General features: G+C 54.9%; 18 protein-coding genes and 1 riboswitch. Of the genes, 12 read left to right on the top strand and 6 right to left on the bottom strand.

What is annotated here, in order from left to right; all coding sequences use genetic code 11:
* Positions 1-5: 5 nt before the first annotated feature.
* Genes HMPREF2958_RS00555 through HMPREF2958_RS00540 form a run of 4 tightly spaced genes read left to right on the top strand, consistent with a single transcriptional unit; the run spans position 6 to position 5,236 of the window.
* Positions 6-2,261, top strand: a complete 2,256-nt coding sequence (locus HMPREF2958_RS00555) for a YcaO-like family protein (RefSeq protein WP_070695813.1) — start codon at positions 6-8, stop codon at positions 2,259-2,261.
* Positions 2,262-2,274: 13 nt separating this feature from the next.
* Positions 2,275-3,534 carry a SagB family peptide dehydrogenase gene (locus tag HMPREF2958_RS00550; protein ID WP_048753244.1) on the top strand — a complete coding sequence of 420 codons (1,260 nt, stop codon included), beginning with the start codon at positions 2,275-2,277 and terminating at the stop codon, positions 3,532-3,534.
* 24 nt (positions 3,535-3,558) lie between these two features.
* On the top strand, positions 3,559-4,626 hold the full coding sequence (locus HMPREF2958_RS00545; protein ID WP_048753246.1) for a sensor histidine kinase: 1,068 nt from the start codon (positions 3,559-3,561) through the stop codon (positions 4,624-4,626).
* Between the two features lie 4 nt (positions 4,627-4,630).
* Positions 4,631-5,236 (top strand): response regulator transcription factor, encoded by a 606-nt coding sequence (locus tag HMPREF2958_RS00540; RefSeq protein WP_004006035.1) that lies wholly within the window; start codon positions 4,631-4,633, stop codon positions 5,234-5,236.
* A 52-nt stretch (positions 5,237-5,288) separates the two neighbouring features.
* Here HMPREF2958_RS00540 and HMPREF2958_RS00535 read toward each other — a convergent pair whose 3' ends face one another.
* From HMPREF2958_RS00535 to HMPREF2958_RS00520, 4 genes are read right to left on the bottom strand one after another with little or no spacing between them, the layout of a single operon-like run.
* Positions 5,289-9,245: a DEAD/DEAH box helicase gene (locus HMPREF2958_RS00535; protein ID WP_070695812.1), complete on the bottom strand. Its 3,957-nt coding sequence runs from the start codon at positions 9,243-9,245 to the stop codon at positions 5,289-5,291.
* Between the two features lie 45 nt (positions 9,246-9,290).
* The gene (locus HMPREF2958_RS00530; RefSeq protein ID WP_070695811.1) at positions 9,291-9,581 is read right to left on the bottom strand and encodes a hypothetical protein; all 291 of its coding nucleotides are present in this window, start codon (positions 9,579-9,581) and stop codon (positions 9,291-9,293) included.
* Positions 9,582-9,603: 22 nt separating this feature from the next.
* A complete protein-coding gene (locus tag HMPREF2958_RS00525) occupies positions 9,604-9,930 on the bottom strand; it encodes a hypothetical protein (RefSeq protein ID WP_070695810.1) in 327 nt (108 codons plus the stop codon).
* 22 nt (positions 9,931-9,952) lie between these two features.
* The gene (locus HMPREF2958_RS00520) at positions 9,953-10,279 is read right to left on the bottom strand and encodes a hypothetical protein (RefSeq protein ID WP_070695860.1); all 327 of its coding nucleotides are present in this window, start codon (positions 10,277-10,279) and stop codon (positions 9,953-9,955) included.
* A gap of 264 nt (positions 10,280-10,543) precedes the next feature.
* Positions 10,544-10,672, top strand: a riboswitch (SAM riboswitch).
* Here HMPREF2958_RS00520 and HMPREF2958_RS00515 point away from each other — a divergent pair.
* From HMPREF2958_RS00515 to HMPREF2958_RS00505, 3 genes are all read left to right on the top strand, one after another.
* Complete coding sequence (locus HMPREF2958_RS00515; RefSeq protein ID WP_238382392.1) at positions 10,651-10,929, top strand: nuclease PIN; 279 nt, start codon at positions 10,651-10,653, stop codon at positions 10,927-10,929. It overlaps the preceding riboswitch by 22 nt.
* Before the next feature lie 4 nt (positions 10,930-10,933).
* Positions 10,934-11,368 (top strand): PIN domain-containing protein, encoded by a 435-nt coding sequence (locus HMPREF2958_RS00510; RefSeq protein ID WP_013398546.1) that lies wholly within the window; start codon positions 10,934-10,936, stop codon positions 11,366-11,368.
* Positions 11,369-11,619: 251 nt separating this feature from the next.
* The gene (locus HMPREF2958_RS00505) at positions 11,620-13,734 is read left to right on the top strand and encodes a cell division protein PerM (protein ID WP_070695809.1); all 2,115 of its coding nucleotides are present in this window, start codon (positions 11,620-11,622) and stop codon (positions 13,732-13,734) included.
* 133 nt (positions 13,735-13,867) lie between these two features.
* Here the strand turns inward: HMPREF2958_RS00505 and HMPREF2958_RS00500 are convergent, their stop codons facing one another.
* A complete protein-coding gene (locus HMPREF2958_RS00500; protein WP_246827962.1) occupies positions 13,868-14,350 on the bottom strand; it encodes a hypothetical protein in 483 nt (160 codons plus the stop codon).
* Between the two features lie 199 nt (positions 14,351-14,549).
* Here HMPREF2958_RS00500 and purN point away from each other — a divergent pair, with 199 nt between their 5' ends.
* From purN to HMPREF2958_RS00475, 5 genes are all read left to right on the top strand, one after another.
* Positions 14,550-15,113: a phosphoribosylglycinamide formyltransferase gene (gene purN, locus HMPREF2958_RS00495; RefSeq protein WP_070695808.1), complete on the top strand. Its 564-nt coding sequence runs from the start codon at positions 14,550-14,552 to the stop codon at positions 15,111-15,113.
* A gap of 110 nt (positions 15,114-15,223) precedes the next feature.
* On the top strand, positions 15,224-16,828 hold the full coding sequence (purH, locus tag HMPREF2958_RS00490) for a bifunctional phosphoribosylaminoimidazolecarboxamide formyltransferase/IMP cyclohydrolase (RefSeq protein ID WP_070695807.1): 1,605 nt from the start codon (positions 15,224-15,226) through the stop codon (positions 16,826-16,828).
* Between the two features lie 147 nt (positions 16,829-16,975).
* Complete coding sequence (locus HMPREF2958_RS00485) at positions 16,976-17,545, top strand: TetR/AcrR family transcriptional regulator (protein ID WP_004006049.1); 570 nt, start codon at positions 16,976-16,978, stop codon at positions 17,543-17,545.
* 231 nt (positions 17,546-17,776) lie between these two features.
* Positions 17,777-19,057: a serine hydroxymethyltransferase gene (gene glyA, locus HMPREF2958_RS00480; protein ID WP_070695806.1), complete on the top strand. Its 1,281-nt coding sequence runs from the start codon at positions 17,777-17,779 to the stop codon at positions 19,055-19,057.
* A gap of 108 nt (positions 19,058-19,165) precedes the next feature.
* Positions 19,166-20,050 (top strand): bifunctional methylenetetrahydrofolate dehydrogenase/methenyltetrahydrofolate cyclohydrolase, encoded by an 885-nt coding sequence (locus tag HMPREF2958_RS00475; RefSeq protein WP_004006051.1) that lies wholly within the window; start codon positions 19,166-19,168, stop codon positions 20,048-20,050.
* 160 nt (positions 20,051-20,210) lie between these two features.
* Here the strand turns inward: HMPREF2958_RS00475 and HMPREF2958_RS00470 are convergent, their stop codons facing one another.
* Positions 20,211-21,047, bottom strand: a complete 837-nt coding sequence (locus HMPREF2958_RS00470) for a GntR family transcriptional regulator (protein WP_239662000.1) — start codon at positions 21,045-21,047, stop codon at positions 20,211-20,213.
* Positions 21,048-21,087 lie beyond the last annotated feature (40 nt).

The raw sequence follows: 21,087 nt of genomic DNA, 5'->3' as shown, positions 1-21,087 counted from the left end.
GAACTATGATAACCGCATCGTTAGATAACCATTCTGAGACCGCTGAGCTATATTCCCAAGGAACTGAACGATATGTAAGGAACCCACAATTCCACTTTACTCAGCAGACCCGGGAAAATCGCACGACAGTTGTTGCTTCTTCGCCCGAAACAACAGTGCTGCTTGAAGGGTCTGAGGCTGAATTCATCGCTGAAGTTGACGGGAAAACCTTGGAAGATATGATGCGTTTACCCCGCTGGGCAGCGGATCTTCCACTTATGTTTGCTCTTGCTGCTCAGCTGCAGCATCGTGGGCTTATTATGACTGAGACTCAACTTTCAGACTATACCGTTCAGGGAAATATTGAGATTATTGACGTTACTCGTGCCCGAGTTCTTGAGTCTTTCTCTGCCTCGCCTCAAGACGGTATACGAGTTATTGATGGGCACATGGTTCCTAGCGTGAATTCGGGTTTGCCAACAGTGATTGTCTGCGAAGATATGATTTCTCCCGCTGTCGAAAAGCTGTCTCGGAAGTATGAGGCGGCGGGGTATCTGTACTGCCTAGTGCAATTACAGGGAGCGGATGCTCTCATAAGCCCAGTGCTGGGGACTTCGTCGAGCGTACCTTATGACCAGCTCAAGCATAGTCTTCAAGTTAACGCACAGTATGCTCTTTCGGGCGGTAAACTTCTGGACAATGTTATGGGGGCGGCCGCAGTAACTCCGCGTTCCGTGGTGCACTCGCTTATCTGGTTGGCAATTCAGCGAATGAAGACATCAGAGCCCGCAAAGCTTACAGTCTTACGTTTTAAAAACGGTCTCTTTGAAGGGGAGCACTACGTCATGACGGGTGCCAAGACTACTAAAGCTCAACCGTTGAACCTTGACGTGCAGGCTAAAAAAATTGACCTGAGCTTCAATCCCGTCAACGACGCTGGACGCGCAAAATCTACCCGAGAGACCTGGGAAACCTATCGACATCTTGTATCTGATGTAACAGGAGTCGTGTCAAGCCTTAAACGTTTGGTACCTGAGGACGAAGAACTCTTGGTACACGTTTATGGGGCGGGACATAACTGGGCACTCAATCATGGAAGCTCTGAAGAATTCACACGTAGCTTACGCGGTCGTTCTTCGGGTAAAGGAACCACCGATTTAGGTGCCCGAGTATCCGGTTTGGCAGAAGCTATTGAACGTCATAGTGCGATCTCTGACGGCACTGAAGCCCGTTTACACACCAGCTATAAAGACTTGGGGGAGCACGCTCTAGACCCTCGAACCCTGACACAGTTCTCTCAGGATCAATACGAGCAACGGGATGTTCTCAACCAAGTGAAGGATCCATATCACTGGGTTCCAGAAAAATTCGATCCCACAGCAGAGATTGATTGGATGCCTGTTTGGCGACCTGCACGTGATGAAACTGCCTGGATTCCTGCAGCGTACTCGTTATTCATGTTTGATCATGGAGCGATGCTGCCAGGTGCAAAATGCCTGCTTGGACAGAAAATGATGCGCTCAGATTCAAACGGTCTCGCAAGCGGTTCTACCCCAGGCGATGCCGCCGCGCAGGCTCTGCTTGAACTTATTGAGCGCGATGCCGTTGCCATTTGGTGGTACAACAAAATTCCCCGCCAGATAATGGCACCCGAGTTTACGGATACCCCTTTTATTCAGCGTACCCGAGAATGGCTGCAAAGTATTGGCCGCAACCTAGAGATTCTAGATATCACAACAGACATAGGTATTCCTGTAGCTGCCGCTGTAGCCCCTAAACCTGGGGGTGTGTCCGATCAGATCATTCTGGGGTTCGGCGCGCATCCTAACCCTGAAATTGCTGCAACCCGTGCAGTAACAGAGGCTCTGCAGTTTATGTGTGCCCTGCCAGCGCAATTTAGGACCGCAGAAGGTATGGATCTAGACCTCCTTAAAATTTCGGTAGATGATGCTGCTAGTCATTGGCTTCAAAACGCTAAACTAGACGATAATCCTCATCTTGTACCTGATCCACAGGCGCTTAACGTAGAGCATGTACCGTGGAAGCAAGCCGACCCCCAACGTATTATTGCGCGTCTAGAAGATGTCGGTTTACCTGTGTACCTTCAAGAGCTTACACGTCCTTATATTGGGCTTCCTGTAGTACGTGCTCTAGTCCCGGGGCTGCGTCCGTGGTGGAGGCGCTTAGCAGCGGGACGACTCTACGATGTGCCGGTTCAATGCGGATGGCTTACCCAGCCCACCCAAGAAACTGACCTCAATCCGATCTCCATGTTCTTCTAGAGGGAGTTACCCCGTGACAAAGACCCACCTGAATCCACACAAAATACCTTTGATTCATTGTGAATATCAGCTGAAACAGATGCATCCTCAAAACAATGAAAAGTTCGGAACTTTAGAAGACTGGGCTCAGAACTTAGACGTATCTGCACAGCAGGTCGCTCTGATATTGACTCGACAGAGCTCGTCAAGAAACCTTATACAACGTCTTATCAACCCTGAAACCGGAGCAAGCATAGAGATTTCTGGCTTTGAGCTCCTGCTGACTGAAGACGCGCTGGAACCTGTTCTTGACGAGGCAAATTATCCGCTTGGTCATACTGACTGCACTCTTACGCCGGGCGTTGTTATTTACGGGATGAATGGAAATACTCGCTTTGAAATAGCGCATCGGCCTTTACGAGTAACTCTCAATGCCCAAGCCTGGTTAGATGCTATGACGGGTGGCGTAACCCACCAAATTCTGGAATTTATAGGGATTTTTGCGCCTGAAGAACAGCATCATAAATATGGTCCTTGGGACTGTTGGGAACCTCATGACTATTTTATGTACCGACGTTCCAGGTTTGATACGGCAACCGGAGGGTATGGCGCTACTCGAACACGTGAGCACAACACAACCTTGCTCAAAGGCTTGGCTTCTCTTCGACAATTTCCCTTCCCCAAAGTTGATTCTCGCCGCCACCAACTTCTTCTGGATCAGGCGCTTCTACAACGAACATCCCGGCGCATACCGCAAAAACCTTCGTTAAGTCTTGAATCTCTGACAACACTGTTGGAAGAAAGCCTGCGTGAAACTTCCCATAAGAGTGAAAATATAACACGGCTGCCTTTTCCCAGCGGTGGCGCTCTTCACGAGCTTTACCCCTTCATCATTGCTCAGAATATCGAAGGGCTGGAACAAGGGCTATGGTATGCAAACCTGCATACTCGTCAGTATGAACAGGTTGCGGCTGTTGAGGAGAAAACTCAGAGCGCGTACATGCGTCTATTGCGTACCTATGCAAGTTCGGCAAGGCTAAAGACTGAAGATGTACAGGGGCTTGTTTTATTAGCTGCTGATTTTGACCTTGTGACTTCAACGTATGAAGGAGTCGCATATTCTCTTACCCTCAAACACGTAGGAGCATGGATGCAAACGGCCTGCCTGCTTGCGGAAGAAATACCACTCAACGTATGCCCTTTAGGCGGTGGCGATGCCCGCGCGTTTGAAACACTCACAGGCGTTTCATCCGATAGACTGGTTCCTGTGGGCGAGATTCTCGTGAGTTCCTAGCTTCTACGGTAAGGTTTTACACCCATGTTTGATACTTACGGTATATGGACCGCTCTGGCTTGGTGTGCTCTTGTGTTTGCTGTGGTCTGGATTGGGTACCTCAGAATCCAGCGTCCTACCGTAGGGAAGATCCATAGTATTGTTTCTATCATTATTATTATCTTTTCCTTAGTAGGTATTCTAGGCATTAAGCAATCTATGCTCCCAGTGGGGATTTTATGTTGTGCTATAGCAGTTACCGGAGTAAGGAATACAAAAATAGCGGCTATTACAACCCTGGCAGTTGTTGTGGCTCTTAACTATTTGCAGACTTTAGAACCTAGCTGGGAGATCAATACCAGTTCCCATGATCCGGCTATTGTTGCCATCGTGGGGTTTCTCTTCATGAATCTTCGGATTAGCCGAGTATCACACCGGCGGCTTCAAGAAGAACTTTATATTGCTGAACAGAACCAAGAGTTACGTGAACAGAACCTACAGGCAGAGTTTAGGACCCAGATTGCGGCGAACCTTCATGATCTTATTGGGCATGATTTAACAGTTATTAATATTCGCCTGCAACAATTGGTACGTACCTTAAAACCTCTTGATTCAGACGTGGCATATGAAGCGCGTGCGATACAGAAAATGACACGTTCTTCTATAGCTCATTTACGCGACGTTGTAGAAGGCTTTAATACAGTTGATTTCTCGCATCAACTCAATGCTGTACCGTCATTACTGTCATATCGTGGTATTCAAGCCCACATGGATATTCAGCAGAATGTTCTCAAGGTCCTTAACCCAAGTACCCTCACAGCACTGTATTGGGTACTTCTTGAAGCTATCACCAATGTTCTTAAACATAGCGGCGCAAAAAATTGCTGGGTGAGTCTAAAACAACATTCTTCGGGTGACTATATGCTTATTATCGCGGATGATGGTATAGGACTGAAGGAAAGTTCTATGCGGAACACCGGTGCCGGTTTAGCAGATATGAATACCCGCATTCAACATATAGGTGGAGAGACAACTCTTGGTGCCGCACCTGAGGGTGGAACCCAAGTCAGAGCTAGGATCCCAGCTTCTAACATCATTACTGGAGGGGCATAAAATTATGATTACTGTTCTTATAGCTGATGATCAGACGATGTTCGGCAGCGCGCTCGCCAGTCTTATTGATGAAGAAGAAGATTTGGAAATTGTGTGTGTTTGTCGAGATGGACAGGAAGCCCTGGATAGTATTGTCACATATATTCCAAATGTAGCGCTTCTTGATATTGAAATGCCAAAACTTAACGGTCTAGATGTTCTTGATGAAGTTCAGAAGCAAGGCATAAACACGAAAATAGCTATTCTGACAACTTTTCAATCTCCTGGTTACGTTCGTCGTGCTCTTGAAAGCGGTGCTTGTGCTTTTATAACAAAAGATCAAGATGCTGAAGAAGTATCAAACATTATTCGGGATATACATTCTGGGAAGGTAGTGGTTGATTCTGCACTGCTTCTTAGTGGTGCTACGCTGCCAGCTAATCCACTCAAACCCAGACATCAGGATGTTCTGAAACTGACTATGGAAGGAAAAACCGTCAATCAAATTGCACGGGAACTATACCTTTCTCACGGTACTGTGAAGAATTACCTATCTGAAGCCATTCAACTTCTTCACTGTACTTCACGTGTAGAGGCTGCTCATACGGCGCGTACTAACGGCTGGATTTGACCTGACGTATAAGGCGGCGATGGGCGTATAAAGAGCCTTCTTAGCAGGGGAGTTAGGAATCAGTCGGGGTGAAAAGCTCACGAATCTGTTCCGCATCCACCCGGGACGAGGCGAAGGAGCCGTCGTTGACGACCGCATCAAACAGCGCCGCTTTCGATGCCTTCAAATCCATGACCTTCTCTTCAATGGTGCCCTCAGCCACCAGCCGATACACGTGCACATCACGTTCCTGCCCCAGCCTGTGGATGCGATCCACCGCCTGCTGTTCAGCCGCCGGGTTCCACCACGGGTCCATGATGAAACAGTGATCTGCCTCCGTCAGGTTCAGCCCGAACCCGCCTGCCTTAAGCGAAATAAGGAACACCGGCGCCGCACCCTCAGCAAAATCCTTCAGAACCTGCGGGCGGTTGCGGGTCGTGCCGTCCAAGTACAGGTAGTCGATGCCTTCAGTCTGCAGCCGTTCAGCAATTGTGTGCAAATACCCCGTGAACTGGCTGAACACCAGCACCCGGTGCCCGTCGCCTAAGAGTGAGGGCAGATGCTCCACCAAATATTCGAGTTTGGCGGAAGCCACCCCGGCGTATTCATCCGGGTCGATCAGCGTGGCATCAAGCGCCAGCCGCCGCAGAAGCGTGAGCGACTGAAAAATCGTGAACCGGTTCTTATCCATATCTTCTAAAAGCCCGAGCACCTTCTGCCGCTCACGCTGCAGATGCATATCGTAAATATGTCGATGCGCCGTCGTGAGCGGCACGTTTACCCGCACATCGTTCTTTTCGGGGAGATCGGCGGCGACCACATCCTTCGTACGGCGCAGCATCAGAGGGCGAACCCGGCGGCGTAATTTTTCGATAACCTGCGGGTCCTCACTAGACTCGGCGGGGCGCGCATATAGGTCGCGGAACATGCGCGCTGACGGGAACAAGCCATCCGCCACAATCGCCAAGAGCGCCCAAAGCTCCATGAGGTTGTTCTCCATTGGGGTGCCCGTGATGGCGAGTTTTACCTGCGCGTTTAGGGCACGCGCCACCTTCCATGCGCGAGTTTTCGTGTTCTTCACGAACTGCGCCTCGTCTAAAATCAACGCACCCCACCCTGCACGCGGAGGAGCATCATCCTCTGTGTTTTCGGGAACGTGGTTACCGAATTCGATGTATCCATCCTCGTCGAGACGGAACAGCGCATAGCTCGTGAGCACCAGATGCGCACCCTGTACCAGCTCGGCGATGCTCGTGCCGCTTTTGCTCGTAGACTCGGTGATAGTCACCACCTTCGCACCCGGCACGAATCGTGCAGCCTCTTGCGCCCAGTTACCCACCACGGATGTTGGCGCAACCACGAGGAAAGGTGCAAACTCGGTGTGATCGGCGCGTTGCTCATGCTCGGCGATCGCTTGGGCAAGCAGAGCGAGCACCTGCACGGTTTTGCCCAAGCCCATATCGTCGGCAAGAATCCCGCCCAGCCGGTGCTGCCTCAAGAACGCGAGCCAGCGGAAACCCTCAAGCTGATAAGGCCGCAGAACTGCGGTAAGACCCGGGGGAGAGGGCAGGTGATTCGCTGAAAATACGCCGGAAGAAACAGATAAAGAATCGGAATGTTCGTTCTCTAAAACTTCTTCGGAACCGGCAGTCTCCCCCGCACGGTCGGCGGCCTCCACGAGGGCGAGCAGACTCTTAACCTGGGCATCCCAAGAAGCCACGGTTTCCACACTCGAAGCGAGCGATTCCAGCTCAGAGAACAGCCCCGCCTGATGCCGGTTAATGCGCAGCTCACCGCCGGTTTCGTTGAGCGTGCGGGCCTCCTCAATGAGGGTTCGCAGTGCCGAAAACTCCGGGCGATTGAGTGAAAAATAGGTGCCGTTACCCAGCAAAATACGATCCTGATTCCGATCGAGCGCCTCAAAAACCTGGGCGAAAGGCACAGTCCAGTTATTGACCTTAATAGCGATACCCAGCCCGAACCAGTCACGCGAATTACCCTCGGTCACCTTGACCTCAATCATGGCGTCGGTCGCCTCGGTAAACTCGGGTACAGAACCGAGCAGCCGCACGCGAACCCCGGGAATACGCCGCAGGGCGGGTAGCACATGAGCGAGAATATCGCGGGTTTCCCATCCCTGAGAGCGGCGTTCCCCAAACCCGCCCGCCAACACCGGGTTGGATGCAGTCGCCGACCGTACTGCGCGCAGCACCCGCGCCTCAAAACGTTCGTCGCGTTCTGTATCCAAACCCAGCGCTGGCAGGCGGCGAACCCCCGAGTCCGTGCCTTCTTCATCGAGTGGGTTCTTCGGGTACTCCCAATACCAATTCAGGAGCGCATCGTGCGAAATCTCATCATCAAAGTGCGCCTCAAATACCAAATAGGGCGAACGAACCTTCGGCAGAGCCAAAGCCGGGTCTGGGGTAAGGAACGGGACGGCCCGCGTGAGGGTGGGCAAGAACTCGCGGTGAAAAGCCTCGCGCTCGTCTGCCGGAATACGCATTTCGCCGCGAGATACCAAGGATTCTGCGGTTGCGCCCAAGGGCTCGGCAAGCGGAATAAACGCCAGGTTAAGACCCTCCGGCAGGTCCGGAATAGTAGGCGTCGCAGCATTTTCGGGCGATAGCTCGGGAATGAGCCCGACCGTCTGCGTTTCAGAATTTTCGCTCTCGTCCGAGCTCTCCTCCGCCTGCTGCGAAGATTGAGCCTGAAAAACATCGCGATGCGGCGCGTCTAAGGCGCCCTTGCGCGTGCTTTTCCAATGCATCCGCTGCGCCTGCTCCTCGTAAATACGCTGCACAAGACCGCCGAGCGCGAAAAATCCTGAGCGTGGCGAGCCGATGGGGTGGCAGTGTGCGGCATCAAACCAGAGCTGCCGCACCCGGTTATCTTCGCGGGTTTCCCACCCCAAGGCGGCATGAAGAGCCAAGTCGGGGGTGGAATCTTCGCTCACGGCAGCCTCTGCGTTCTGTCGGGACTCGGCCTCAACAGCTCCGGCATGTACCCTCACCTGGGCGGGTGGTAGAACTGCCGTGGTTACCTCAAACCCTTCGAGAAGAATCGGCAGGCCGATCTGCTCTGCACGAGCCAGAACATCCCACAGTAGCGTGGAGTTCGTGGCGGTGAGCGAAATCCAGTCCCGATGCGAAGAATACATATTCTGCCACGGGCGTGCGATAGCGTATATTTCGGCGAAGAACCGTTCGTGCTCAGGGTACACTTCGTGACGACCGACCGGCCCACCCACGCTGGATGCAAAGGTCTCCCAGCTGAGCCCGCCCTTGATCCAGCGCCCGGTTTTGGACTGCATGAGCGGTCGCGCCAGCAAATTGATAGGCGGGGTTGCACCGGGAATATTGCGCCCGCGCGCATACGAACCCGAAATGCTGAAGGAAAGGTCGAGCGCCCCCGGAACCCGTGCAGAATCAATACCGGATGCTTCGCCCCGGGCAGCGAGAACCTGTGCCATATCGCGCCGCCACACCGAAATTTTCGAGGGCGAAGAATGCATATTCTCGTGGTCGTTCAGGGAGAGAGGTTTGGGATCGGTGGTGAGCGAGCTTGCTGAACGAATCGCCCCGGATGCGCGTAACGCCGCCAGGGGATCGTCGGCTGCCTCCGCAACCTGTCGCGCGGTATCTTCTGTGCTCTCTTGATTCATAAGCTGACGGATGCGGCCACCGGGCGCATTGTCGAGGGCTTTCCGCGCGGTCTTGGCGCGGTCGAGTGCGGTGAGCATGAGGGCGACGGCGTGCTTGCAGTCGGCGGTGACCGGGCATGTGCATCGTGCGTTGAAAAGATTGGAATCGGCGTCAGAACCCGGGAAGAAGCGAATATCTACCTCATAAGGAATAGGGGTGCTCCCATTCACCAGGCCTTCCAGCGTGTTTTCGTCTTCGTCGTAGGTGTAACGCACCACTTCACGCTGACGGGCATAAGCAAGCCCGCGCTGGTATGCCTTATGCCCCGCCTGCCGAATAATCTGCGCAACGGTGACGGGGATATCAGGGAAAGGGTTTGGCGTGCTCACCGTTCCATTATCTCAAGGGTGTTAAAGAAAGCGCGCGGTAATTCGTTATGATGTCTGTCCAAGATGCGCTGAGCGTTTTTTACGTGTATTCCTGGTCGCCGTTGTGAAGAGCAGAATTAAGGTGATAATGCCGGTGAGGAAGCCAATACCTAGAAACCATAGGCTCAGATTATTAGTCGCCATGACGAGGGGACTTGCTCCTGCGGGATCGATGCCCCTCCACTCGAAGGCGTGGTATTCCACGAGTGAGCCCCAGCCGGCTAGGATGAGCAATCCAAACCCGATAACCAGAAGTACTGCGGCTACTGCTCCAACGGTGTATATAGCTTTTTTCATGGGCGCTCCTTAGATACTGGCTCTATAAATCGATCTGGTTCTGACCTTCTGCCAAGGGTGTTTTATTCTGCTCAGCATGCTTGTTTTGTGCCTTGCGTGCATTCCTGGTCGCCGTTGTGAAGAGCAGAATTAAGGTGATAATGCCGGTGAGGAAACCGATACCTAAGAGTCGGAAACTTATATTTAAAGTTGCGCGTGTGAGCGGACTAGCTCCCTCGAATTGAATACCCCTCCATTCAGAGGCGTGATACTCCACGAGAGCGCCCCATTCTCCTAAAATAAACAGGACTATGCCACAAAAGAAGACCACCGCAGTTGTTGCTCCAACTATGTAGATAGCTTTTTTCATGGGCGCTCCTTAGATACTGACTCTATGAATTAATCTGGTTCTGACCATCTTTCAGGAGGTCTTGAGCCTGTTTAGGATACTTTTTGTGCGTCTTGCGGGAGTTCCTGATCGCCGTGGTGAAGAACGGAATCAAGGCGATAAAGCCAGTAAGAAAGCCGGTGCCTAAGAACCAGTAGCTGAGGTTGCCGGTTGCTCGCGTTAGGGGACTTGCTCCTTTATGCTGCACGCCCCTCCATTCGAGGGCATGATACTCTACGAGTGAGCCCCAACCGGCCAGGATGAACAAGCCAAACCCAATGATCAGAAAAATTGCGGCCACTATCCCCATGATCTGTACAGTCTTTTTCACAGTTATCACTCTTTCTTTCCGGAAGCGTAAAGTGGGCGTGACATGGTGATATATCAGAGGCAAGATAAATTTCTGTACATTACCCAGTGTGCCGTGATTTTTCTCGAATGTGTAGACCTGCTCTGAAGGCCCAAAACTTCACACTACGCCGCCATGAGGCAGCTATATACAGGTATGCATTCATAATCGCGTTATGTAAATCACAAGGATTTGACAGGTTCGGGCGTTTACAGATTCCTGAAAGCTGTTGTAATCTGGATTCAGCTTCAAGAGTTTCGACTGATAAGCTCCGACTATGGTCGAACGCCAACCCCATGTTCACGGGTGGCTCGGATGACGAAGTGGTTTGTATTCGCCGCCTCAGGTGGCACTTGGTACAGGCAAGAGCAACGCGAAAGGAACGCGCATTCGGCGCATGGTTGTCAATGTACAACAGCTCTTCATCTCCAGCATCCCCCCTTACTCCTGCACGCTCTTATCAGGAAAATCTGCGTGCCGCATCCGTGCCCGCACGCGGCGGTTACCAGGCAGTAAGCATTCAGGACTACGCACGTATTTCTTCTAAGCGCGACGAATTCCTCAATTTTCTGCTTCTTCCCAACCCCGAGGGTATTCCCGCCGTCGAATATGCCGGTCTGCGCGTAGCATAGGGGTATGAGCGCCTCAGGACTGCTTCTCGACTCGGATGTTCTCGCCGAGATCCGCAAAGCCACACCAGATCCCAAAGTTGTTGCCTTTCTGCGCCGCCGCGCCTATAAACACCTCTACATTTCGGTGCTGAGCGTGGGCGAGCTCAAAGGACTCTACCCCTACCCGGAAACCGACCGCTGGATTGCCGAACTTCTCGACAGATTCGCTGACCACATTATTAACGTGGATGCCCGTGTAAGCCTCGAATGGGCGGGACGCAGCGCTCCGCGCGGTACCCACAGTCACGGACGTAAAGATGCCGAGCCCCTGCCCACCGCCGCCCTCGAAGGTCTGATGGCGGCGAGCGCCCAAGCTCACGACCTCGAAATCGTTTCTTCAAAGGCTGAGGTGTACCGGTCCTGGGGCGTGCCCGCGGTGAATCCGTGGATTGAAGACTAATCTTCCGCACAGTATTTTCACCGTAAGCGCCGGGGGAGTACCTGCGTGTTCGAGAAAGCCGTGAGAAATGCTCGGCACAGTTAGCTGTATGCGCTGTCGCGGCGGTGAGAGCGCATCAGTAACGTTCGTGTAACCCCTATGTTCACGGTGAGCGGTTAACGAAGGTTAGCCGCCATTTAACCGGAACTATTTCCCCGAAAGCCCAGCAGGCTCACACGCGCTGGCAGGTTTCATGGCATGATGGAAGAACGATGAAAAGTAGCTCTTCTACATCCCGGTATTCTGCCCCTATGCCACTCTGGCTGCAGGGCATCGTTGAATTAGTTTTTACCGCCGCGCTTTCTTTCGGGCTTGTGCTCGTTCTGCTCATGGCGGTGTGGTTTACCAACGGTTTTAACCGCATGGATTTTCCCGCACTCGCAACTCTTGCCTCCCACCTGTGGCTGCTCATGCACGGTGTGCCGCTGAATATTCCGAATGCTTTCGGCATTATTCTGCCGCACGGCATGCTCACACTGGTGCCCATGGGGCTGAGTATTATTCCGGTGCTCTTATGCTTTAGGTCTGGGCGAAAACTGGCGCGCGCATCCTATGAGGGGGAATTCTTCAAACCCGTACTCTTAGGGTGCGCTGCCTACGGTATTTTTGCTGCCGTCGCTTTTGCTTGGGCGAGCACCGAACGGCACCTGCTGGGTATTGTTGGTGCGGCGTTGATTCCGCAGATCGTGGTACTGGTCGGGTTGATCTGGGGCGGCTACTATGAATCGCGTTCGCTCGCCCGTATGGTGGGCGTGAACACCGCTGAACAGATTTCGCAGATGAGCCAGTACTCGCGGTGGGCGAGTTCCTATGTGTGGTCGATCGTGCGTGCCTCCATGGTGGCGATTTTTTCGTTGATCATGGGCGGTGCCCTGGTGCTGGTGGTTGCCATGATGATGCGCTGGTCGCAGATTGCAACGATCTACCAGGAACTTCACGCTGGGCCGGTGGGCGCGCTCGCGGTGACCCTGCTGCAGCTGGGTTACCTCCCGAACTTGGTGATCTATGCGATGTCGTGGACTACCGGCGCCGGGTTCTCCTTCGGCGTGGATACGCATGTGGGTTGGTCGCAGACGACGATGGGCGATCTTCCACTTTTCCCGGTGCTGGGTGCTATCCCTGAGAGCCTGGGCTGGATCGGGTATGCGGGTCTGGCGGTTTCGCTGGGCGCCGGGGCCGTTGCCGGTTGGTGGTTCTTGCGTGAAGGCGAAGACCACGTGGACGAGTGGATCACCATGAAGGTACGTTACCGGGTGATTGCGCTGCCGCTTTCTTCGCTCGTGTTGGGTTCGCTGGTGGGTGTGCTCTGCGGTGTATGGGCTTATATTTTGGGTTGGATTTCCAGCGGATCGTTGGGTGTGGGGCGTTTTACCGAGGTAGGCGCATCGCCCGCAGCTTTCGCCGTGGCGACCGCAATAACCTTGGGCGCGGGTACCGCGTTGGGTAACCTGCTGTGCCATGTGCTTCTGCCTGATAGCAGTCGTGAGCTGCCGCGTTTTGCCGATGAACGTCCCAACCTGGGCAGTCGCATGAGCGAGATGCTGCAGCAGCGCCGTGCGGCGCGGGCGGAGCGTGAACAGCTCAGGAACGATGAGCAGGAACGCGAGACACAAGAACGTGAAGAGCAGGCGCGTGAGCGGGCTCAGCAGCGGCGCGAACGCGTCAAACAGGTGCACGCCCGCCGTGCAGAACTCAATAAATTTGCCGAACAGGAAGAAGCACAGCGAGCGCATGGTTTAGGTATCAAAACGGAGCAAGAATCCTTGCGTGAAGACGGTTCCGCTGAAGCTGCGGACTCGAAGGATGCGGCATCTGACGAACAAACCATCGAGCTGTCGGGAGCGGATGAACCCACCGTGGAACTTGATACCTCTGAGAAATCCGGTGGGGGTACCGAGGACGCGCCGCGCACGGTCAAGCCCGGCAAGCGTGAGAAAGCCCCTGGGAAGCCGGTCTTTAACCGTGTTCCGCGCCCCGAAACCTCCGGTAATGGCGGTGATACTAAGGGCGATCGGGAGACACGGGAGCAGAGCGTTCGTACAGGGGAGTCTGGGTCGCAGAAGGCCTCCTCGTCAGCGGAGTTCCACGAGCCCGGGTATAAGCGTTTTGCCGTGCCGCGCCCGGTTGCCGCATCATCCGCATCCGATCAGGAGAGTACGGAAGGTTCGGAGCAGTCGCACGAGACTACCGTTCAGGAGAAGCGTCAGCTCACGCCTACTCAGGCGATGGCTGTTATCTTCGGAACCCCTGAGTCGACCGAGGATGAATCTTCGGAGGAAGAACCCGCCACGGGTCAGAAATCCTCGCAGAAGAAGAGGAAAAAATAACTTTCGCGCCCGATATGGCGATATATAGGGAACACCTAGAGGGCTAGAAGTATAGCGGAATATAGCAATTGTGCCGAGTGAATCCTTAAGATTCACTCGGCACAATTATTTGAAAATCTCCCCCAAGAAGGGCTTATGGAGCAGGCTGACCGATCGAAACAGAAGTATTGGCGCGCACTGCATGGTTGAAGGATTCTTGACATTGCTTCATATCGGTATCCGTCAGGGCATGGGAGTAGCATTGCCGATAGTTTTGCGCATCCGGGTTCAATGCCATGACAAGCCCCGAAAGAAGCGTCCATCCCGCAAAAAGAAGGCTCAGCCCCGCGGCAACGTAGAGAATCCACGGCCCCCGCCCTTGGGCATTGCGCACTATTGCCATAATGGTCAGCCCGATCCCCAAAAATACCAAGACAAAAAGCAGAAGAAACAGGGGGAAGGGGCTCAGCAAGAAGGGGGTTCCCGATAGGGTCAGCATAGAACCTGCAAGCAACAGCCATAAACTGCGCATCAGCTTGCGGCGGCGCTCCTTAGGGGTGAGCTGCGGACGCTTCGGCGCAGGCGGTATCGGCTGCTGCGGCGGCACTTGGGGGTAAGACGGGGGCATATTTGACATAGGTTAAGGGTACCTCCCTGCGGCGGTCTGCGGGCATGAGAATCACCGTGAAACCCTGAAAATCTAGACTGGGCGAGGGCCGCCAGCTTATCGTTTCGGAATTGGCTTAACTACAAGAATTTCTGGTGCGGTGCCCGTGGCATAGGTGCTACCCAGCCGCTATGTGATGCGCTAAACTATTGCTGTGCGAATTGTGATAATGGTCTCCGGGTCCGGTACTAACCTGCAAGCTATTCTCGACGCCGTAAAGGCTGGCGAGCTAAACGCAGAGATCGCCGCCGTAGGCGCAGATAAGCCCTGCACCGGTCTTGACCGAGCTGCCGCAGCCGGGGTTGAAACCTTTCTGATCGAACCGACAGACTATGCTGACCGCGAGCAATGGAACCGTGCTCTCGAAGAGAAAATCGCTTCCTACACCCCCGATTACGTTGTATTCGCCGGGTTCATGCGCATTGTGGATGCGCAGCTGGTCGCCCGCTTCGAGAACCGGATTATCAACACTCATCCCGCGTTGCTGCCCTCATTCCCCGGGGCACACGGTGTGCGGGATGCGCTCGCCCACGGCGTTAAAATCACCGGGTTGACGGTTCATTTCGTGGATTCCGGGGTCGATACCGGCACGATTATCGCCCAGGCCGCGGTGCCCGTCGAAGCTGGTGACACCGAAGAAAGCCTGCATGAGCGCATCAAGGTGCAAGAACGTCAGCTCTTGGTGCGGACCCTCGAAGAATTTGCTGCCCTCCCCAAAACTCAAAACCCCTAGAACTTCCTGCCCGCACGGCGCCGCATCCCGGTGCATGCGGGCAGTATTAATACCCCGCCACGGGGTACCACCCATTCACCGAGCAAGAAGCAACGGAGTAATTAGTGTCTATGAAGAAGCTCGATCGTCTGCCCCTGCGCCGCGCCCTCATTTCCGTGTACGACAAGACTAATCTGGCGGAGTTCGCCCGCGGTCTGCACGAGGCAGGCGTGAAGCTGGTGTCTACCGGTTCGACCGCATCCACGATCGCCGCCGCCGGTGTGCCCGTCACCGAAGTTACCGAGGTTACCGAGTTCCCCGAGTGCCTAGAAGGGCGTGTGAAGACCCTGCACCCGCGCATCCACGCCGGTATTTTGGCCGACCGCCGCAAGCAGGAGCATATCGACACCCTTAACGAACTCGACGTTGAGCCCTTTGACCTGGTGGTCGTGAACCTGTACCCCTTCGCAGAGACTGTGGCATCCGGCGCCGACCAAGACGCTATTATCGAGAAAATCGATATCGGCGGCCCCTCCATGGTGCGTGCCGCCGCGAAGAATCACGATGCGGTTGCCGTCGTGGTAGACCCCAAAGACTACGAACGTACCGTAAACGCCGCTCGGGATGGCGGGTTTTCCCTGGAGGAACGCCGCCGCCTGGCCGCCGGCGCCTTCGCCCATACTGCCGCCTACGATACCGCCGTCGCTACCTGGACCGCCGCGCAGTTCCAGCAGGACGAAGACGCTAACTTCTGGCCCCCGTATGCCGGTTTGGGCTTTGAACGCAGCGAGACCCTGCGCTACGGCGAGAATCCGCATCAGCGTGCGGCTCTGTATGTAGACCCCGCAGCAGTCCCCGGTATCGCCCAGGCTGATCAGATTCACGGCAAGGCGATGAGCTACAACAACTATGTGGATGCCGATGCCGCCCTGCGTGCCGCCTACGATTTTGATGAGCCTGCGGTCGCCATCATCAAGCACAACAACCCCTGCGGTATTGCAATTGCAAGTCCTGACGCCGCAGACCCGATTGCCGATGCGTACGCTAAGGCTCATGCTTGCGATCCGCTGTCCGCCTATGGTGGCGTGATTGCCGCGAACCGCCCGGTTACCAAGGGTATGGCGCAGGCTGTTAAAGATATTTTCACCGAGGTTATTGTGGCACCCGGATACGAGCCGGAAGCCCTCGAAATTCTGGAAACCAAGAAAAACCTGCGCCTGCTGGTGCTTCCCGACGGGTTCGGGCGTGAGACTATCGAGTACCGTTCGATTTCCGGCGGTGCGCTCTTCCAGGAAGCCGACCGTCTTAACGCCGAGGGTGATAACCCGAAGAATTGGCAGCTGGTCGCCGGTGAACCTGCCGACGAAGCCACTCTGCGTGACCTTGAATTCGCGTGGCGTGCCCTGCGCGCTCCCAAGTCCAATGCGATTATGCTCGCCGATAACGGTGCCGCCGTGGGGATCGGCATGGGGCAGGTTAACCGTGTAGATTCGTGCAAACTCTCGGTTGAACGCGCCAATACACTCGGCGGAGAAGGCCAGGAGCGTGCCCGCGGTGCGGTTGCTGCATCCGACGCTTTCTTCCCCTTCGCGGACGGCCTGCAGGTTCTTCTCGATGCCGGTATCCGCGCGGTCGTGCACCCCGGCGGCTCGATCCGTGATGACGAAGTTATTCAGGTCGCGAAGGATGCGGGCGTCACCATGTACCTGACCGGAACCCGCCACTTCTTCCACTAAATTCCGGCATTGTCTCAACAATCGAATGCGCCAGCCAGGTAGGCTGATGCACGGTGAATATTGCCAACCCAATCCGACTGCAAAACTTATGGTGTGCACGGGTTGGGTTGGCACGCATACGGGGTAAATATTCGATAGGATTAAGACGTGCCTAAAGTCAGTGAAGAATACAAAAAGAACAGGCGTATACAGATTGTCGATGTCGCCCGTGAGTGCTTTATTAAAGGCGGGTATCAAAAGACCTCGATGAACGAGATTATTGCCGCCACCGGGCTCTCTGCAGGAGCTATCTACAACCACTTTTCCTCGAAAGAAGAGATCATGGTAGAGGCCGCACGCCTTGACATGGCTCCCTTCGAGAAAGTGCGTGCGGATTCTCCGTGGGATTATGTTCTGGGGTTCTTGAAGATTCTTGACACGGCGAAAACCCGTCGCTTTCTGCTCGCCACCTGGGGCGAGGCCGTCTCAATGCCCGCTATCAACGCCGTAGTGGGGGAGCAAATGCATCAACTGCGCGCCATGGCAATGGAACGTTACCGTGCCTGGGGCGAACGCGAACTCGATGTAACCGCTGAAGAGCTTGAGCAGTGGCTTAATGTCATGGGTGCGGCGGTGCTTTCGGTGCTTAGCGGTTATGTGGTGCAGACTCAGCTTCTCGGAAAAGAAAACCGTGAAGCCTATTTTGCGTATGCAGCCGCTATTTTGACCCAGGAATAACCCGGTGTAGATGCGCCGCCTGCGCGCGCCTGCATCTTTCGGGGCAATACTCACGGTTCGGCATGGAAAACTCGCTCGCAAGGACTGCTGCGAATATGCCAAAGAGCCCTTGCTATGGCGTCTCATACGGTGGGCGTCATATCTGTGCAGGCGCCAACCTATACGGTAAGATGAGAGTCACATCATAAGCTCTCATCACATTTTATGCAGATTCACACTTTGAGGAGTGGTATGACCGAGCAGACTCGAACCGTGCTTGAGGCTCCCCTCGCGGAGCTTGACCCCGAGGTCGCCGAAGCACTCGATCTGGAACGTAAGCGCCAGCAAAACACCCTGGAAATGATCGCTTCCGAAAACTTCGTGCCGCGTGCCGTACTCCAGGGGCAGGGGTCAGTGCTGACCAATAAGTATGCGGAAGGTTACCCGGGTCGCCGCTACTATGGTGGCTGCGAATTCGTCGATATCGTCGAAGAGCTGGCTATTAAACGGGTTAAGGAACTCTTCGGTGCCGAGCACGCCAACGTACAGCCTCACTCCGGCGCCCAGGCGAATAACGCCGTCATGCACGCCCTGCTGACCCCCGGCGAGAAGATCATGGGTCTTTCGCTGGCTCACGGTGGGCACCTCTCGCACGGTATGAAGCTGAACGTCTCGGGTAAGCTCTACGAGGTTGTTGCCTACGAGGTAGGCGAAGACGGGCGGATCGATATGGAACAGGTTCGGCAGCTCGCACTTGCGGAGCGTCCCAAGGTTATTATTGCCGGGTGGTCGGCATACCCCCGTCAGCTGGATTTCGCGAAATTCCGTGAGATTGCCGATGAAATCGGCGCCTACCTGTGGGTTGATATGGCCCATTTTGCCGGTCTGGTAGCGGCTGGTTTGCACCCCAACCCGGTGCCGCACGCCCACGTGGTTTCCTCAACCGTGCACAAGACCTTAGGCGGACCCCGCTCCGGGTTTATCCTGTGCACCGAAGAGCTCAAGAAAAAGATCGACTCAGCGGTATTCCCCGGGCAGCAGGGTGGACCGCTCATGCACGTAATTGCTGCAAAAGCGACCGCGTTCAAAGTTGCCGCGACCGAAGAGTTCAAAGACCGTCAGAAGCGCACAATCGAGGGGGCGCGCATCCTGGCAGAGCGCCTAACCCACCAGGATATGCGCGATGCGGGAGTTTCCATCGCCACCGACGGCACCGACGTTCACCTGGTACTGGTCGATCTGCGCCACCACGAGCTCACCGGTAAAGAGGCTGAAGACCTGCTGCACGATGCGGGTATTACTGTTAACCGCAACGCGGTGCCGAACGATCCCCGCCCGCCGATGGTGACCTCCGGGCTGCGCATCGGTACCTCGGCCCTGGCAACCCGCGGTTTCGACGCCGAAGGCTTTACCGAGGTCGCCGATATTATCGCTTCGGTACTGTTGCCGCAGCACGATATTGCGGCCTTGCGTGAGCGCGTGAATAAGCTCTGCGATAAGTACCCGCTCTATGTGGGAAGTGAGAGCTGGTAAAACTTATGAAGACCCCGTTGTACGCTTCGTAAAGCGTCTGCGGGGTCTTTTGCCCAGTGTAAACCTCTCACGGATGAATCCGTGACATGAACAGAAAGGAAAACTGCTATGCCGCAGATTCTCGATGGTAAGGCAACCGCAGCCGCCATTAAATCCGAGCTGACTGAGCGCGTTGAGGCCCTGAAGGCACGGGGCATTACTCCCGGTTTGGGAACGGTACTCGTGGGGGATGATCCCGCCTCACACTCCTATGTGGGCGCTAAACACCGCGACTGCGCGGAGATCGGCATTAACTCGATCCGTGTAGATCTGCCCGCCGATATCACCCAGGAAGAGCTTGAGACCGAGATTGATAAGCTCAATCATGACCCTGCCTGCACGAGCTATATTGTGCAGCTTCCCTTGCCCAAGCACCTGGATACTAACCGTATTTTGGAGAAGATTGCGCCTGAGAAGGACGCTGACGGTTTGCACCCCACTAACCTTGGCAAGCTGGTGCTGAACGTTTCGGAGCCGTTGGATTCGCCCCTGCCGTGCACCCCGAACGGCGTGATTGAGCTGGTGAAACGCCACGGTATCGACTGGAACGGTAAGAATGTGGTGGTGCTCGGTCGCGGTATTACCGTGGGTCGTCCTCTGGGGCTGCTGCTGACCCGCCGTGAGATCAATGCAACCGCGACCTTGGCGCATACCGGTACCCAGAACCTTGACGAGGTTCTGCGCCAGGCGGATGTTATTGTCGCCGCCGTGGGTGTGCCGCATGTGCTCAAAGCGGATCAGGTGAAGGACGGCGCAATTCTGCTGGATGTGGGTGTCTCCCGTGCCGAAGACCCTGAAACCGGTAAGAAGAAACTCTTCGGCGATGTTTCCCCCGAGGCGGCCGCGAAGGCATCTTGGGTGTCGCCGAACCCCGGCGGTGTGGGCCCCATGACCCGCGCGGAGCTGCTGGTGAATGTCGTAGAGACTGCAGAACGTCAGGCAGCGAAGAACTAGCCTGGCCGTCAGCTCAACATTCCATGCCGCAGCACGTGAGAGGGCTCTGAGGATAACCGCGCGCCATTGTGAAACACGCTAGGTACGACAATGCCCGGGTGCATACTGTTGTCGCACTCGGGCACTGTTATCGCACGTCTTATGCCTGCTGTGGAGTTTTTTACAGCAGCATCTCGTAAAAATAGGCATCCCCTTTATAGAGCGTCACGCTGTGCTCAACGGGTGAACCCTGCGAGGTATAGCTGGTGGTGGTCACCTTGAACGCGGCGGCGCCCACGGTTGGCAGATGATTGAAGGCTTCCGCATCCGCCTCGGTCATCAGGGTTGCTTCCATGCGCATCATGCCGTGTTCGATTGTGTACTCGCAATGGTCGTGAGGATCTTTGCGTGAACCGCCGGAAGCCATCGTTTCAAGCAGGCATGTTGCAACCTCAGGCGCCAAATAGGCGAGCTCAAAACCGATAGGCTCACCCTCAGCCAAGCGCAGACGCTTAACCAAAAGCACCGAAGAATCTATGGTGACACTCAAATAACGTGAAATTTCTTCTGTCACCTCAACCCACTGGGTCGAAAGCATTCTGGTCGAAGCCTGCAGCCCGCGCCGCTCCATATCTTCAGCGAACGAACATACCCGCGGAATATAGCTTCCCTGAGAACGATCGGCAACGTACGTTCCAGAACCCTGAACGTTATAGATAAGACCGCGCTCCAGCAGAGCCTTGATAGCGTTGCGCACCGTCTGACGGCTTACCTTGAACTTCTCCTGAATAGCGCGCTCAGTCGGGAGTTTATCGCCGGGAGAACCCGGAATCACGTATTTTTGTTCCAGGTAGCGAATAACCTGCTCATATTTAGGGCCAGGAACCGGCGGAAGCATGGTGGGATCGTCGTGAAGGTCCTCAGCGTTCTCCATCATAGAACCACGTGCAGAAGCCTCGGGTGCCTCGTGGGAACCCGAGTTAGAGACAGAACCTGAAAAGTTGAGTGAATGAGTCATCACAGATAGTTTACGCCTATCCGGCCCTAAAAGCGTTGCA

Origin of the sequence: Rothia sp. HMSC036D11 (assembly GCF_001814205.1) — a bacterium.
In the GTDB taxonomy this organism is placed as follows: Bacteria; Actinomycetota; Actinomycetes; order Actinomycetales; family Micrococcaceae; genus Rothia; species Rothia dentocariosa.
The sequence above is the reverse complement of the archived record's forward strand: the minus strand, read 5'-3'. Positions and strand labels throughout refer to the sequence as shown.